This window comes from Vibrio astriarenae (genome assembly GCF_010587385.1).
GTDB lineage: Bacteria > Pseudomonadota > Gammaproteobacteria > Enterobacterales > Vibrionaceae > Vibrio > Vibrio astriarenae.
Genome location: NZ_CP047475.1, coordinates 2,661,369 through 2,675,848, shown reverse-complemented (window position 1 = coordinate 2,675,848; position 14,480 = coordinate 2,661,369). Strand labels below are relative to the sequence as shown.

Below are 14,480 nucleotides of genomic sequence, written 5' to 3'. Positions count from 1 at the left end.
GTGAATTCGGGGCTTGCACGAATAGTGTGCGAATGTTGGGTAATGGAACACTGTAGGGTGACTTTTCTATTTCACCTTTTTCTTCTTTCTGAACCATGATGTGGAAGTAACTCTTCCCAAATCATCGAGAACTTTTGTTTTCTTGTATACTTCAAAGCCGATAGTTTTAGCTACCCTGCCAAGAGCCTGACCAAAAAGGGAGTTTGGGCTTTTAAAACCAAGTGGTAGAGCTATAAACTCACCATCTACGCTGAGCTTTACTTCCTGTGTACTAAACACCGTGTCTTCACTATCAAGATCATACTCATGGCTTAGGCAGTGAAAAATTAACGATTCATTACGCATTTTTAGATTTCTCCTTTTTCTACTTAGATTGGTTGTGAAACTTAACTGGATTTAGATGTTTCGCGTCCTAGTTCATAGGCCTTATTTAGTCCTACGCAAATTTCCAAAGCACTTACCTCATGACATAGCTCTGGCTCTTCTAAGATCATAACTATTTCCTTGTCTCTCTGGTTAAGGAAGAACTCGTACTGATTTTTGTCTGTTTTACGATAGAAAAAACTCACAGGTCATATCCTTTTGCTTGCCATTTGTGGTTATCTTTGATCACAAAGTCATTGATGTCAATTAAATTTGGTTCACCTATTTGAGTTTGATTGTCCATATCGATCAATTTGTGTAGTAAGGAGCTTGAAAGAGGTGGAGAGGATGGTTATACTCTGAATAAGTTAAACAAATAGAATGAGGCTTTATATGTTGCCGTTTATGGATGACCCTGATTTTCCGATGGCCCTGAAGCAGGCTCGAATACACTCCGGTATCAGTTATGCGGAGTTGGGTAGGAAAGTTGGTATAGCACCAGCAATGCCAGCTAGGTATGAAAGAGGGGAGTCTCAACCCACTGAAATGACATGGCATAAGTTGAACCAGGTTTTATTTGGAGAAAGTGCAGTTGTTGATGCTAGCGGCGAGGTGTCCAAGTCATTAGCTAGTGCAACAGTTGTAGAGTTAGTCGAAGAGCTAAAAAAAAGAGGCGTAAGCAAGGTAGAGCTACACTTTGATTAACCTTGATTGCAAACCGTCATCCGTAGCGTCATATGACGTTTTGAGGCAATACATTTAAATCTCCACGAACAAAAGGAGATTTTCAAATGGCTACAGCATGTATTGATAAACGCGCATATACAGAAAAAGAAACAGCAACTTACATAGGAATGAGCCGCTCATTCCTCCGTCAGTCCCGCATGGAAGGGCATCGAGGTAATCGTACTATTGCCCCACCATTTATTAAAATTGGTACTGCTGTTCGCTATCTAAAAGAAGATTTAGATGCTTGGCTTGACAGCCATACTAAGCGTGATCACCTCTCACAAGGAGGTGATTTTCATGCCTAATCTAGCCCTCACTCAAGAACAGAAAAAGCTACTCAAGTGGATGAGTGTTGGACACACTTTCAAGGTGTGCTCTGACTATGGACCTAAGCAATGGGACATTATCCCGAGCAAGAGGCTACCAATAAGACTCTTTCAAACTACAGTCCAGAAGTTATATCAGCATGGTTTGATTTCATTTGAACCCATTTACTACTTTGGTCAGCGTTGGGATGAGTTTTCCCTCACTGAAAAGGGGAAGGCTGCCCTATGACTTGCAACCTTGACCTTAGTTGTATCCCTTATGATGATAGAGCCTTTGTTGTACAAAGGCTTTCTCCATTTCCAGAGACAATTCAATCAATACTTCTCAAAAACTACTTCTCTTATAAGACTAAATTTCAACGGAATAGTTACCTTCGGGAGACTGTTCAGCAGATCTCAAACAAACTTTCTATTCCATTTGATGAGTTAGAGCTTCATTTGTCAGAGGATGATCTCAGAGCTAAGGCTTTGCACCTAGCTAAATCTGCTTTGGCTCTACGCAGGCAGTACTTAGATGATGCGCTATCTGTTGACGCATTGAGGTTATTTGTTATCAAGCAAGGTATTGATTTAGGTAAAATTACTTATTCCATTGCTGGTGAAGTTGCAAGATATAGTGACCGAAAGTGGTGGCTTAGAAAGTTAAGATTAGCTCTCAGAAGAAACGTAGAAACGGTTCTCCATCACTTAAACCAAGTCAACAAAATCAGAAGCTTGTACTGTTCATATCATACATTGCTGTCACGCAAGAATCAGAAGGCTTATCAAAAAGCCTATTTAGAAAATACAATTGCTACTAACAATTTTGGACAGAGTTTTTCTCTTTTAGAGCTTTCTCAAAAGGGGGTAGCAGACCCGAAAATTAGAAAGGGAGAGTTGATGATGAGAGCTAGAGGCTTTGAAGAGTTATCTCAAGAGTTAGGGCATGAAGCGTGCTTTCTTACAATTACTTGCCCATCTAAATATCATCGAAGCTACTCGAAATCAGGTCAACCTAATCCCAAATGGGGAGGTTTTACTCCTTTAGATGGGCAAGATTACTTGAATAGTATTTGGGTACTTATAAGGGCGAACCTAAATCGACTCAATATACGCTTTTATGGCTTTCGAGTTGCTGAACCCCAACACGATGGAACGCCTCACTGGCATTTGCTCCTGTTCGTAGAAAAAAAAGATTACCAGTTAATGGTAGATACTATGAAGGCATATGCGATGCGAGAGGATGGAGGTGAACTTGGGGCAACAGAACACCGATTTACTGAAGTTAAAATTGACCCTTCCAAAGGATCAGCAACAGGTTATATCGCCAAATACATATCTAAAAACATCGATGGTAGTGACTTAGATACGGGCGTTTATGGTGAAGACCCCTTAGATGCAGCTGCAAGAGTTGATGCTTGGGCTGCATGTTGGGGAATCCGTCAGTTTCAGCAACTGGGAGGGTGCTCAGTCACCGTTTGGCGTGAGTTACGTAGGCTCAAGAAATCAGAGGACTTGAATCAAGCTCAAGAAGCAATTCGAGTTTCAGCCGACCAAGGGAAGTGGAAAGAGTTTACGACATTAATGGGAGGTGTTTTTGCTAAGAGAAAGCAGCAAGTATTTAAGCCCTATTATGAAGTTACCGTCGATACCAGTACCGGAGTGGTGAAGTCTAGCCCTTATTGCGGAGAGGAGCTTTTAAGGGCTTTGAAAGGTGTTGTTAGTGAGACAAACAAGTATGTGACTCGCCTTTTTGAGTGGCGTGTAGAAAGCTGCATGCGATTTGGCTTTTAACTTGGAGTTCTGTGAATAAGTGTAATTCAAACTATACACTCCACAATGATACGAAGTTGCACAGTGTTTATTATCGGGAGGTAGTTGAGTTGGATTCAATTTTGAACAATAGATCAAGTTAATGAAACTGATAACATAGTCACCAGTTGATATGGAATGTGTTGAGTTTATGGTGTACTTTGTCCCAATGAAGTGCTCTGAGATTACTCATTGGTTGACCTTGTATATTTCATTTCAAACTAAAGAACTTAGGGAATTGTGTGAGTTCGCCAAAGTTGCTCAAGATAAATTAGGTGAGCTACTGGCGAGGAAGCTCCGTTCTCGCTTGTCAGATGTCCTTGCAGCTGAAAGAGTTGCTGATTTACCGCTAGGAAACCCAAGAGTAGAGTGCAAAAATGCGACAGAGTATCTTATAATCAACTTGGATAAAAATGTATCAATGTGGTTTGTGTGTGGGCACACTAATCCTCCCATTAATGATAATGGAAGTATCAATTGGGCAACTGTAATCAGAGTTAAGCTAATGTTTATAGGCGAAAATAATGTTTGTTAGTAACGATTTCAACCCAGATTGGGTATCTCCTCCAGGAGATACCATCATCGATCTTATGGATGAAGTAGGGCTATCGATAGAAGAGCTTAGTAAACAGATTGGTCTACCTAAGTCAAAAGGACAATCTTTAATAGATGGTGAGCTGACTATTAGCGAGCCGTTGGCCTCTCGTCTCGAGACCATTTTTGCTGTATCCCAACAGTTTTGGCTCTCACGGGAAAGTGCTTATAGAAAGCACGTCGTTAGACAGGAAGAGCTGAATAACTCGTGGTTAGAGTCTCTTCCAACTCGAGATATGAGTAAGTTTGGATGGATACCAAAAGGGTTAAGCGGAAAAAAGAAACTCAATGGCTGTTTGAAATTTTTTGGCGTTGATTCGGTAACTGAATGGTTTGATGAGTACAAGCATAGAAATTTGTCTGTAGCATTTAGGAAGTCCAATACCCTGACTACTGTTCATGCAGCGGAGCTCGCGTGGTTAAGACGTGCAGAATTACTATCTCGCCAAAATCGCTGTTTTGAATGGGATCGTGATGCCTTACGTTCGAGCCTCAATGATATTAGGCGTTTAACGTTAATACCAGCCCCTCAGGATTTCCTCCCCAAGTTAAAAAATATACTTGCTTCTTGTGGGGTAAGCCTCGTTATATTACAAACTCCAAATGGGTGCAGAGCTAGTGGAGCGACTTGTTTTTTTGAAAAAGACAAAGCCACATTAATAATGAGCTTTAGATACTTATCAGATGATCATTTCTGGTTTACGCTCTTTCACGAAATAGGCCACCTTGTACTCCATGATATAGGGGTTCTGAGGCTAGAAGGCAAGGGAATATGTGAAATGTCTGACAAGGAAGAGTTGGAAGCGAATGACTTTGCTCGTGAGATTCTAATTCCTAACCAATATATTCCTGAGTTGCGTCAGTTCAGTGTAAAAAACTGGAAGGGTATAATCAGATTTGCAAGACGTATTGGTGTTTCTAGAGGAATAGTTCTAGGACAGCTTCAGCATATGGGAGCTATACCATACTCCCACCTTAATAGGTTAAAAACCAAGTATAATCGTGAGCAGCTTGGTGGATAGATTATCCGCCAAAATATTTATACTTGCTTGGTGATTTTTGCCAGTTGCACAAGGCATCTTCAAGTATTTGCATTTTTAACTTGTGAGCGGGTATAACCTGACTTAACTTGTAAAGTTCATTATTAAGGTTATTGATGCTTATATTGTGCTTTTTGTCATTGAATAGAACTAACTTTGACCCGGATAATGGGCCAGTTGCACCAGAAAGATAAAGATCTTTGGGGTCTATGTCTAACAGATTAACTTTTGCTAACATTGTCAAATAATCAAACTTTGCGGTTCGACCAAAAGATACAACACTTTTCATACTACTATACAACACATCAAAAAGTGCCTCTGAAGACAGTTTAGTTCCTGCGATACATTCTGGCTCGGAGAACCTAATTTCATGGCTTCTTGAGCCACCTATCCATTTTACGTAGCTTTCAATTACTCGATGAGGGGCTCTTTTACTGTTTGGTTTTAGAGTCTCATATTTTCTATGATTACCATATTGTCGCTCAATGCTATCGTTACACATTATAACATAAGCTTTTTCATACCATTCTATAAACTGTTCAATGTCTTGAGAAACTAAATCCCACGTCCAAACTTTACTTCCTAGCCCACCATAAATATCTTGACAGAGTTTCCACCCAGTTTTTTTACTTTTTCCAAAGTGAGTAGCTAGAAAAACCAGCCAACAAGCCTCGTCATAATTGCCTTTTTTACTTTGAAGCCATGCAGCTCTTAGTGGATCAAAAAAGTCACTGTATGGATTGGCTCTTAAAATTGAAATCTCTCTTGTACCAATAACCGTAACATACTCTATTCTTCTGATGCTATCGAGTATTTGCATTGAAAGGGTGCTATATAGTTCTGGAGTATACAGTCCTTGTAATTTGCAACCTTTATTATATTGGTAGAGGCTTGACTCTATCAGTTTTAATATCTTGTCTTTGTCCACTAGTGAAGTCCTTTATCCGAGAGTCGGTAAAAATGGAATACTGAGTGTTATTCAGTTTTCTCGCGGTAGTAATTGCCGTTCTTAAATCCTTATTATCTAGAGCTGTATAGATTTGTAAAAGTCTCAGTATGTCCTTCCAGTAGTCTTCTAATTGAACGTTATCTAGGTCTATATCTTGGAGAGTTCTTATTTTGTTTTCACATTCTAGAATTGTATTCCGTATAGAAATAAAGTTTTCCTCTGGCATAGGTTCCATGAGGTCATGAGTGGCCATATAACCCTCATTTTGCATGTTTTTTACTTTTTCAATATGTTTATCATAAAGGTGAAGGCTTACTACGAAATGGTGGTACTTTCCTAGGTCACACCCTAGACTTGAAGCAACTATTTCCTGCAACATTGTAAAGCAGAAAATATCATGCGGTAGGCCTAAGTAGGCATCGTTTGACCTCATCATAGTGTATAGGTCTAGTCTGTTCTCTCTTACAGTAAACTGTAAAGTCAGAGTACACGGCACGTCTTTATAGTTTACTTGAATGTCACTAGCGTCAAATAGCTGAATAACTGCGCGTCTAGTAGTACTGCGTTCTTTGAGCAACTCAAGAATATTTTTTAGTTGGTCGTGCTTGTCATGCATGTGGAATATTCTGGGTCCATATGCACCGTTTATGACACCATTATCTTCTGCACATTTCTCATACTTGCTGATGTAGTGTTTTATGAAACTGACATCTCCAGTCCCAGATAAATACCATAGTAGTTCACCGAGGCAACTGAAAATCTTGCCTCTTGACTCAGAGCGACTAATTCTTGCTCTAGGGTTATTTAGTACTAAGTTGCAACCTAGCAATTCAGTTGTGCTGCCTTTCGTTGCACAGTTAGACTTTCCCCGCTCTAGAAGTGCGTCATAAACAGAACGCATCAAATCATCTATGGTATCTTCTCTAAAATACATGCAAGCCCCCATGATTTTTAGAAAAATATTACCAAAGTGTTTAATGAGTTAGTATCTAGTCAGTACATTAGTGTGAAGCATAGTAAGTATTGCTTTACTGGCTCGCGATCACGTTATCATTGTTTTAGTGTATCTAAAATCCAAGCCTCCGCTTTGTTAAGAACTTTATTCGCACGTTCAATAAGCTCTTTTTGTGAGTATACAGTGTCATTCCTATAGTAGTTGATAGGGTACTCATCCTTCATTGCATCTTCTAGTACTGAGCTAAGGATAAGTAATGATGACATCAAATCGAGTATTTCCGGCGGAGGTATGTAAGGAGCGTCAAATATTTCCTTATTGATTGTTCGTAGCTGAGTTTGCGCCTTTGTTATACGCCAACTAATCGAACCCAGTGTAGAGTCTAATAAACCTTGCTTAGCATCCTCTTCGAGCTCTTGAAGGCTTGTCAATGTAATATTCGATTTTGCTGTAGCTTTAATCGCCCCAGATTGGAAGCCGGACTCAGACAGAAGAAAGCCTCTGTCTGCACCGATGTCTTGGACAATAGAAGAAAGTGCCATCACTTTTTCTTTTGGGATGCTTTTCTTCCAGTTTTTACACTCGATGACCCAGGTGAATTGGATACCTTGGATATTGCCTTTTACTAGAACATCTACCTCATGCTTTCCTCTTACTCCATGGACGATAGCTTCAATCTCAGTGTCGAGCCCTAGCTCTTTGAAGAAGTGTGCAACACTTTCTTGATACTGTTTCCAGTTGATAGCATCTCTCCCTAGTCTTTGGTGATACTTACCGTTTACATAAAACAGTACTAACCCATTAATAGTCAAGATAGAGCGAACTGTTTTGGATGATGTATCTCTATTCTGCTCTGTGGGCTGGGGGGAGAGTTTTGTGTATGGAGTCGGGCAAAGGTAAGGTGCTTAATTAGGTGTGCTATAAATACGCTATAAATAGCTAGAAAAGCAAAAGGCCTGAGAAGTGAAATCACTCTCAGGCCTTTCTGTATATGGTGGCCCCTCGCAGACTTGAACTGCGGACCAATCGATTATGAGTCGACTGCTCTAACCACTGAGCTAAGGGGCCAATAGGTGGTTGATTATAGGGGAAGGGGGTAAGGCTGTCTAGAGAGGAGGGGGGGCAAATGCGTTTAGTTTTTATCCACTTAGATTGCAGATAATAAAAAAGGTGAGCAAGCGCTCACCTTTTATTCGAAATAGCGGTTTCGATTACTCGTCTAGGAAGCTGCGCAGAGTTTCTGAGCGGCTTGGGTGACGCAGTTTACGAAGTGCTTTTGCTTCGATCTGACGAATACGTTCACGCGTTACGTCGAACTGTTTGCCAACCTCTTCTAGAGTGTGGTCAGTGTTCATGTCGATACCAAAACGCATACGAAGAACTTTTGCTTCACGTGGTGTAAGGCCCGCTAGGACGTCACGTGTTGCACCGCGTAGGCTCGTTGCTGTTGCTGAATCAACAGGTAGCTCTAGCGTAGTATCTTCGATGAAGTCACCTAGATGCGAATCTTCGTCATCACCGATTGGTGTCTCCATTGAGATTGGCTCTTTCGCGATCTTCAGTACTTTACGGATCTTGTCTTCTGGCATTTGCATGCGCTCTGCCAACTCTTCTGGCAGCGGCTCACGGCCCATCTCTTGTAGCATTTGACGAGAGATGCGGTTCAATTTGTTGATCGTTTCGATCATGTGAACCGGAATACGGATCGTACGTGCTTGGTCTGCGATAGAACGAGTGATTGCCTGACGGATCCACCACGTTGCGTAAGTCGAGAACTTGTAACCACGACGGTATTCAAACTTATCAACCGCTTTCATCAGACCGATGTTACCTTCTTGGATAAGATCCAAGAACTGTAGACCACGGTTGGTGTACTTCTTAGCAATCGAGATAACCAGACGTAAGTTCGCCTCTACCATCTCTTTCTTCGCGCGGCGAGCCTTCGCTTCACCGATAGACATGCGACGGCTGATGTCTTTAATGCTTTGAACCGTCAAAGAAGTCTCTTCTTCGATGATAGCTAGCTTTTGAATACAGCGGCGGATATCTTCTTCGCTACGGCGAATCTTGTCTGCGTACGGTTTGTCAGAAGCTAATACTTCATCTAGCCATGCATCAGATGACTCATTGCCAGTGAATAGCGCAATGAATGATTTCTTTGGCATCTTGCCGTATTCAACAACAGAACGCATGATCAGGCGCTCTTGCGTGCGCACGCGATCCATTGAAGTACGTAGTTCATCGACTAGGTAGTCGAACTGCTTCGGCGTTAGACGGAACTCAGCGAATACTTCTTTAACAAGCTCACCCGCTTGTTTTGCTTGAGAGCTGTCTGCACCGTGCTCGTTGATCGCTAGCTGACGGTTTTGGAAGGTGTTGCGTAGCTCTGTAAATTTCTCCAGTGCTAGCTCAGGATCGATACCTGTATCTTCTTCTTCCTCTTCCCCGTCTTCGCTCTCGTCGCTGCCTTCATCGTCTTCATCTTCAAGGTCAGCTTCTGCTAACTCTGAACCGATGTGCGTTGCTGTCGGTGCTGTAGTACCATCATCGTTAGGATCAACGAAGCCTGAGATGATGTCGGTTAGACGCAGCTCTTCTGCTTGAACCTTATCAAATTGCTCTAATACGTAAGGAATAGTCCCTGGGTATTCTGTAACAGCACTTTGAACTTGGTTGATGCCATCTTCGATACGCTTAGCAATATCGATCTCGCCTTCACGCGTCAGTAGCTCAACCGTACCCATTTCACGCATGTACATGCGCACTGGGTCTGTTGTACGGCCGATTTCGTTCTCAACGCTAGAAAGCGCTGCTGCTGCAGCTTCTGCTGCATCTTCATCGGTGATGTTGTTATCATCATTGATCGCAAGATCATCAGCATCAGGTGCAGTTTCTACTACTTTGATGCCCATGTCGTTGATCATCTGAATGATGTCTTCTACCTGTTCAGAATCGACGATTTCTGCAGGTAGGTGGTCGTTCACTTCTGCGTAGGTCAGATAGCCTTGCTCTTTGCCTTTAATAACAAGGAGTTTTAGCTGTGACTGCGGACTTTGCTCCATAGACGGTATCCAACTTCGTATCTGGTAAAGAAATTAAGTATGCGAATGCAAACCACGTATGATAACAAATTTTATCTTTGCTGACTAATTCAACAGGGTTACGCTTTTAAATCAAGCATTAACGCTTGCAGCTCCCTTTTCTCTTCGGTTGATAAACCGACGCTTCTTGCTTTTGCCTGCAGGTTTTCAATTTGTTGTTCTACGCACTGGGCAAGTATTTTGTCCAGTGAGTCGATAAATATGTCTTCTTGATTATCATCGTCGAGTGGAATATCCCAACTCGCGAGACGAGACAGAAGGGTCTCATTTTGGCGTCCCCGCCACTGTTCCATTAACTGGCCTGTGCTGATATTGGGGCTCGCCTGACAATATTCAAGCACCTCTATCAATAAACTTAGCCCAGGAAGTGATAAATGTCTCACTGTTGATAAGTCGGGCACCATATCAGCATAGTTCGGATTTTGCATAAGCAAAGCGATGACGGCGCGCATTGGTGTGCGTTTTATCTCTTTGTGAGGTTGCGGTCGTGTTTCTGGCGCTGCTTTACGCTTCTCACGATGCCCCATAAAGCCAGTCAGCTTATCAAGGCGCTCATCCAGCTCCTGCTGCAAGCCCTCATTTGGGATCTTGTTGATCAGCTCGTTGGAGACGTTACGCAGTGTTGATTTACCTTCACTGGTGCCTAAGTTGATGGAGTGGGTTTCAATTAAGTTTTGGAACAGGTATTCAGACAGCGGTATTGCGCTGTGAACCTGTTGTTCGAAGTTCTCTTTGCCAAATTGACGGATATAGCTATCAGGGTCTTCGCCATCCGGTAAGAAGAGGAACTTGAGTGTGTTGCCGGATTTTAAGTATTGCAGAGCATTTTCTAGAGCGCGCCAAGCGGCTTCTTTACCTGCTCTATCACCATCGTAGCAACACACAACGGTATTGGTTTGTCTAAACAGGTTGTGAATGTGTTCGCCAGTGGTTGAGGTGCCCAGTGATGCAACGGCATAGTCGACGCCATATTGCCCCAAAGCCACCACGTCCATATAGCCTTCTACTACCAAGATTTGTGGCGGCTCACGATAGGCTTGCATCACCTCGTAAAGGCCGTATAGCTCTTTACCTTTATGAAATATCGGGGTTTCTGGTGAGTTGAGATACTTTGGCGTGCCATCACCAATCACGCGACCACCGAAGCCAATCACACGTCCACGTCGATCACGAATTGGGAACATAACACGACCACGAAAGCGGTCATAGCGGTTGCCCTTATCGTTTTCAATTAACATGCCGCCACTCACCAGCATGTCTTGAGTTTGACGGTTTTGGCCAAAGTTTTTGCGCACCAAATCCCACTCATCTGCCACGTAACCGATACTAAACTTCTGTACTACGTCTTTTGAAAGCCCACGCTCTTTGAGGTAGTCAATCGCTATCTTGCTTGAGCCGAGTTTGAGTTGTTGACGATAGAACTGGGCGATACTGCCCATCAGGTCATAAAGGTTGCGCTTTTGTTCAGTGCTGGCTGTTGGCCCTTGGTGTTGGGTGTGGCCCGGGCGTTGTTCACGCGGGACTTCTAAGCCTAGATAAGAGGCCAGTTCTTCAATGGCTTCGACGAACTCTAATCGTTCGTACTCCATCAAAAAGTCGATGGCGTTACCGTGTACACCACAACCAAAACAGTGGTAAAACTGCTTTTCTTGGCTGACACTGAAAGAGGGGGTTTTCTCGTTATGGAATGGGCAGCAAGCGCCGTAGTTTTTGCCTTTCTTCTTGAGCTTTACACGTGCGTCTATGATGTCGACGATATCAAGTCGAGCAAGTACATCATCAATAAAAGCGCGAGGAATGTGTCCAGCCATAGAATCTAATACAACCCTTTTATAACGAAATAGACCAATAGAAGGTGCGAGCTTCAGATACAAACAAGCCGCGCATTCCGAAGGATAGCACGGCTTGTTGTAATAGGAATTTGGGATTAAGCCAGTTTAGAGCGAACTAAACCACTGACTTTACCCATATCTGCACGCCCTTGAATTTGCGGCTTCAAAACGCCCATTACTTTACCCATGTCTTGCATGCCCGCTGCGCCAGAATCCGCAATCGCACTTTCAATCAGTGCAGCTACTTCTTCGTCTGTCAGTGGTTGAGGCATGAAATCCTCAAGTACGGTAATTTCTGCTTTTTCCACGTCTGCTAAATCTTGACGATTGGCAGATTCGTATTGAGCGACAGAGTCGCGACGTTGTTTAACCATCTTGGTCAACACAGCAATAATGTCGTCGTCAGACAGAGTGATCTGCTCGTCAACTTCACGTTGCTTAATCGCCGAAAGAGCTAAACGAATAGTGCCAAGGCGCAATTTGTCCTTGGCTTTCATCGCTAATTTTTGCTCTTCTTTGAGAGTATCAATAAGAGCCATAACTAGAGTCCGTTACCGAGCTTAGTTATTAGTACAGGCGAACGCGACGAGCGTTTTCGCGAGCAAGCTTCTTAGCGTGACGCTTTTGAGCTGCTGCTTTAGCGCGTTTGCGAACTGTAGTTGGTTTTTCGTAGTGCTCACGACGACGCACTTCAGAAAGGATACCTGCTTTTTCGCAAGAGCGCTTGAAACGACGTAGTGCAACGTCGAACGGTTCGTTTTCACGTACTTTAACTACTGGCATATGCCTTTCACCTCAGGGGTTATTCGTTAACGCTGGAAATAAAGGGACGGAACGCGTTATTGGTTCGGCCGATAACCAGCTTGATCAAAAATGGTGCGGAATTTTAATCCGATCACACTAGCTTTGTAAAGCCTTTTATCGATTATTGTCTGTACAAAATTTGTTTGCAAAGGCAAGGCGCGGTAAGATTGCGCGTATTAAGAGATTTATCGAAAGTGAAACGAGAATACCATGCGCATTGTAGGCATTGAAACCTCTTGTGATGAAACAGGCATCGCTATCTATGACGATGAAAAAGGTCTGTTGTCTCACCAATTATACAGCCAAGTAAAGCTACATGCCGATTATGGCGGTGTGGTTCCTGAATTGGCATCACGCGATCACGTGAAAAAAACCATTCCTCTTATTAAAGAGGCCCTCAAAGAGGCCGGTTTAACGCCAAAAGACATTGATGGTGTTGCTTATACTGCTGGACCTGGTCTGGTTGGTGCGCTACTTGTCGGCGCAACGATTGGTCGCAGCCTTGCTTACGCTTGGGGTGTTCCTGCTGTTCCTGTTCACCATATGGAAGGGCACCTGCTCGCTCCTATGCTAGAAGATAACCCACCTCCATTCCCGTTTGTCGCGGTATTGGTGTCTGGTGGTCACTCTATGATGGTGGAAGTGAAAGGCATTGGTGAGTACAAAATACTGGGTGAGTCGATTGATGATGCTGCGGGTGAAGCATTTGATAAGACAGCTAAGTTAATGGGACTGGATTACCCAGGTGGCCCTTTGCTTTCCAAACTCGCAGAGAAAGGCACGCCGGGTCGCTTTAAGTTCCCACGACCAATGACGGATCGCCCAGGTTTAGACATGAGCTTTTCAGGCTTGAAGACATTCACGGCTAACACGATTGCTGCAAATGGTGATGACGAACAAACACGCGCTGATATTGCGCTTGCGTTTGAAGAGGCGGTATGTGCCACTTTGACCATCAAGTGCAAACGTGCGTTAGAGCAAACGGGTTTCAAGCGTATCGTGATTGCTGGTGGTGTCAGTGCAAACCGTCGCCTGCGAGCTGACCTTGCGAAATTGGCTGAGAAAATTGGTGGCGAGATATATTACCCGCGTACAGAGTTCTGTACCGACAATGGCGCGATGATTGCTTTTGCAGGCATGCAGCGCTTGAAAAATGGTGAGGTTGCAGACCTAAGCGTACAAGCTACCCCACGTTGGCCGATAGATTCGCTTGAGCCACTAAAGTCTTAATTGACGTTGCCACAGACTATTTGAAACGCGCTTAGGCGCGTTTTTTTTCGCCCACTTTTGGTTCGGTACCTTCGAATAGGCGACGAATGTTTTGATGGTGCCTCAAGACGATTAAGCAACAGAGCATCGCAACCGGTAGCGTGTATTGGGGCTTAATCAGCCAAGTATAAAACGGTGCAAGTAATACCGTAACAATAGCGGCGAGTGAAGAGTAGCGAAATAAGGTGGCGATGGTTAGCCAAGTTAGAATGACTAACCCTGTGAGGTCTAAACCGATGGGAGCGAGAGCACCCAGCGCCGTCGCGACGCCTTTTCCACCTTTAAAGTGAAAAAACAGCGGATACATGTGGCCAAGGCAGGCTGAGATTGCCACCAAGCCGAGTAGCCATGAATCAATCTGCAGGAAATAGCCGCCCCAAACAGGAATCGTCCCTTTTAACATGTCGCACAGTAGCACGGCCGCGGCTGCTTTTTTTCCACCGATACGCAAGACATTGGTCGCCCCTGGGTTATGAGAGCCTTGGGTTCTTGGATCAGGCAGTCGCAGTAGACGACAGATCAAAACCGCACTCGAGATCGAGCCTAAAAGGTAGGCGAAAATGATCATACTAAGTGCTAGTGGCGTCATTAGGCGTTACTCGTGTTAAAAGATGGTCTTGCGAGCGATTACTGGTATCATATCGCGATATTTTTCTATGCACTACTTTATTCACGCGATCAGTCGTCACACAAAGAATGGTACAGCCATCGGTGTTAGTCAGTATTC

The 14,480-nt window shown here is 43.5% G+C and carries 15 protein-coding genes and 1 tRNA gene; 6 read left to right on the top strand and 10 right to left on the bottom strand.

Features of this window, described 5'->3' with window-relative positions; genetic code table 11:
- Positions 1 to 66 precede the first annotated feature (66 nt).
- Positions 67 to 345, bottom strand: coding sequence for a hypothetical protein (locus tag GT360_RS12455; protein ID WP_164649181.1), 279 nt, complete (start codon positions 343 to 345; stop codon positions 67 to 69).
- 411 nt (positions 346 to 756) lie between these two features.
- Here GT360_RS12455 and GT360_RS12450 point away from each other — a divergent pair, with 411 nt between their 5' ends.
- The 5 genes from GT360_RS12450 to GT360_RS12430 all read left to right on the top strand — a co-directional run bounded on the left by GT360_RS12450 (position 757) and on the right by GT360_RS12430 (position 4,825).
- Positions 757 to 1,068 (top strand): helix-turn-helix domain-containing protein, encoded by a 312-nt coding sequence (locus tag GT360_RS12450; protein WP_164649180.1) that lies wholly within the window; start codon positions 757 to 759, stop codon positions 1,066 to 1,068.
- Positions 1,069 to 1,154: 86 nt separating this feature from the next.
- Positions 1,155 to 1,397, top strand: coding sequence for a helix-turn-helix transcriptional regulator (locus GT360_RS12445; protein ID WP_164649179.1), 243 nt, complete (start codon positions 1,155 to 1,157; stop codon positions 1,395 to 1,397).
- Positions 1,390 to 1,647: a hypothetical protein gene (locus GT360_RS12440; protein WP_164649178.1), complete on the top strand. Its 258-nt coding sequence runs from the start codon at positions 1,390 to 1,392 to the stop codon at positions 1,645 to 1,647. Before GT360_RS12445 ends, GT360_RS12440 begins: the two co-directional genes overlap by 8 nt.
- Entirely contained in the window at positions 1,644 to 3,191 is a 1,548-nt protein-coding gene (locus tag GT360_RS12435) for a replication endonuclease (RefSeq protein ID WP_164649177.1), read from the top strand. The genes GT360_RS12440 and GT360_RS12435 overlap by 4 nt, the downstream gene beginning before the upstream one ends.
- Before the next feature lie 542 nt (positions 3,192 to 3,733).
- On the top strand, positions 3,734 to 4,825 hold the full coding sequence (locus GT360_RS12430) for an ImmA/IrrE family metallo-endopeptidase (protein ID WP_164649176.1): 1,092 nt from the start codon (positions 3,734 to 3,736) through the stop codon (positions 4,823 to 4,825).
- 1 nt (position 4,826) lies between these two features.
- Here GT360_RS12430 and GT360_RS12425 read toward each other — a convergent pair whose 3' ends face one another.
- The 8 genes from GT360_RS12425 to rpsU all read right to left on the bottom strand — a co-directional run bounded on the left by GT360_RS12425 (position 4,827) and on the right by rpsU (position 12,463).
- Positions 4,827 to 5,771, bottom strand: coding sequence for an alpha-glutamyl/putrescinyl thymine pyrophosphorylase clade 3 protein (locus GT360_RS12425; RefSeq protein WP_204274531.1), 945 nt, complete (start codon positions 5,769 to 5,771; stop codon positions 4,827 to 4,829).
- Complete coding sequence (locus GT360_RS12420; protein ID WP_164649175.1) at positions 5,719 to 6,726, bottom strand: thymidylate synthase; 1,008 nt, start codon at positions 6,724 to 6,726, stop codon at positions 5,719 to 5,721. The genes GT360_RS12425 and GT360_RS12420 overlap by 53 nt, the downstream gene beginning before the upstream one ends.
- A 116-nt stretch (positions 6,727 to 6,842) precedes the next feature.
- Positions 6,843 to 7,559, bottom strand: a complete 717-nt coding sequence (locus GT360_RS12415; protein WP_164649174.1) for a restriction endonuclease — start codon at positions 7,557 to 7,559, stop codon at positions 6,843 to 6,845.
- Positions 7,560 to 7,739: 180 nt separating this feature from the next.
- A tRNA-Ile gene (locus tag GT360_RS12410) sits at positions 7,740 to 7,815 on the bottom strand.
- Between the two features lie 143 nt (positions 7,816 to 7,958).
- Positions 7,959 to 9,809 (bottom strand): RNA polymerase sigma factor RpoD, encoded by a 1,851-nt coding sequence (gene rpoD, locus GT360_RS12405; RefSeq protein WP_164649173.1) that lies wholly within the window; start codon positions 9,807 to 9,809, stop codon positions 7,959 to 7,961.
- Between the two features lie 98 nt (positions 9,810 to 9,907).
- A complete protein-coding gene (gene dnaG, locus GT360_RS12400) occupies positions 9,908 to 11,659 on the bottom strand; it encodes a DNA primase (RefSeq protein WP_164649172.1) in 1,752 nt (583 codons plus the stop codon).
- Between the two features lie 116 nt (positions 11,660 to 11,775).
- The gene (locus GT360_RS12395) at positions 11,776 to 12,219 is read right to left on the bottom strand and encodes a GatB/YqeY domain-containing protein (protein WP_164649171.1); all 444 of its coding nucleotides are present in this window, start codon (positions 12,217 to 12,219) and stop codon (positions 11,776 to 11,778) included.
- Positions 12,220 to 12,247: 28 nt separating this feature from the next.
- Positions 12,248 to 12,463, bottom strand: coding sequence for a 30S ribosomal protein S21 (rpsU, locus tag GT360_RS12390; protein WP_001145625.1), 216 nt, complete (start codon positions 12,461 to 12,463; stop codon positions 12,248 to 12,250).
- 231 nt (positions 12,464 to 12,694) lie between these two features.
- Between rpsU and tsaD the strand changes: the two genes are divergently transcribed.
- A complete protein-coding gene (gene tsaD, locus GT360_RS12385) occupies positions 12,695 to 13,714 on the top strand; it encodes a tRNA (adenosine(37)-N6)-threonylcarbamoyltransferase complex transferase subunit TsaD (RefSeq protein WP_164649170.1) in 1,020 nt (339 codons plus the stop codon).
- 31 nt (positions 13,715 to 13,745) lie between these two features.
- Here the strand turns inward: tsaD and plsY are convergent, their stop codons facing one another.
- Positions 13,746 to 14,342, bottom strand: a complete 597-nt coding sequence (gene plsY / locus GT360_RS12380; RefSeq protein ID WP_164649169.1) for a glycerol-3-phosphate 1-O-acyltransferase PlsY — start codon at positions 14,340 to 14,342, stop codon at positions 13,746 to 13,748.
- Between the last annotated feature and the right edge of the window lie 138 nt (positions 14,343 to 14,480).

Excerpts from the sequence above, each read along its gene's own strand:
- GT360_RS12455 (WP_164649181.1), bottom strand. The coding sequence starts at position 345 with ATGCGTAATGAATCGTTAATTTTTCACTGCCTAAGCCATGAGTATGAT.
- GT360_RS12450 (WP_164649180.1), top strand. The coding sequence starts at position 757 with ATGTTGCCGTTTATGGATGACCCTGATTTTCCGATGGCCCTGAAGCAG.
- GT360_RS12445 (WP_164649179.1), top strand. The coding sequence starts at position 1,155 with ATGGCTACAGCATGTATTGATAAACGCGCATATACAGAAAAAGAAACA.
- GT360_RS12440 (WP_164649178.1), top strand. The coding sequence starts at position 1,390 with ATGCCTAATCTAGCCCTCACTCAAGAACAGAAAAAGCTACTCAAGTGG.
- GT360_RS12435 (WP_164649177.1), top strand. The coding sequence starts at position 1,644 with ATGACTTGCAACCTTGACCTTAGTTGTATCCCTTATGATGATAGAGCC.
- GT360_RS12430 (WP_164649176.1), top strand. The coding sequence starts at position 3,734 with ATGTTTGTTAGTAACGATTTCAACCCAGATTGGGTATCTCCTCCAGGA.
- GT360_RS12420 (WP_164649175.1), bottom strand. The coding sequence starts at position 6,726 with ATGTATTTTAGAGAAGATACCATAGATGATTTGATGCGTTCTGTTTAT.
- rpoD (WP_164649173.1), bottom strand. The coding sequence starts at position 9,809 with ATGGAGCAAAGTCCGCAGTCACAGCTAAAACTCCTTGTTATTAAAGGC.
- dnaG (WP_164649172.1), bottom strand. The coding sequence starts at position 11,659 with ATGGCTGGACACATTCCTCGCGCTTTTATTGATGATGTACTTGCTCGA.
- GT360_RS12395 (WP_164649171.1), bottom strand. The coding sequence starts at position 12,219 with ATGGCTCTTATTGATACTCTCAAAGAAGAGCAAAAATTAGCGATGAAA.
- rpsU (WP_001145625.1), bottom strand. The coding sequence starts at position 12,463 with ATGCCAGTAGTTAAAGTACGTGAAAACGAACCGTTCGACGTTGCACTA.
- tsaD (WP_164649170.1), top strand. The coding sequence starts at position 12,695 with ATGCGCATTGTAGGCATTGAAACCTCTTGTGATGAAACAGGCATCGCT.
- plsY (WP_164649169.1), bottom strand. The coding sequence starts at position 14,342 with ATGACGCCACTAGCACTTAGTATGATCATTTTCGCCTACCTTTTAGGC.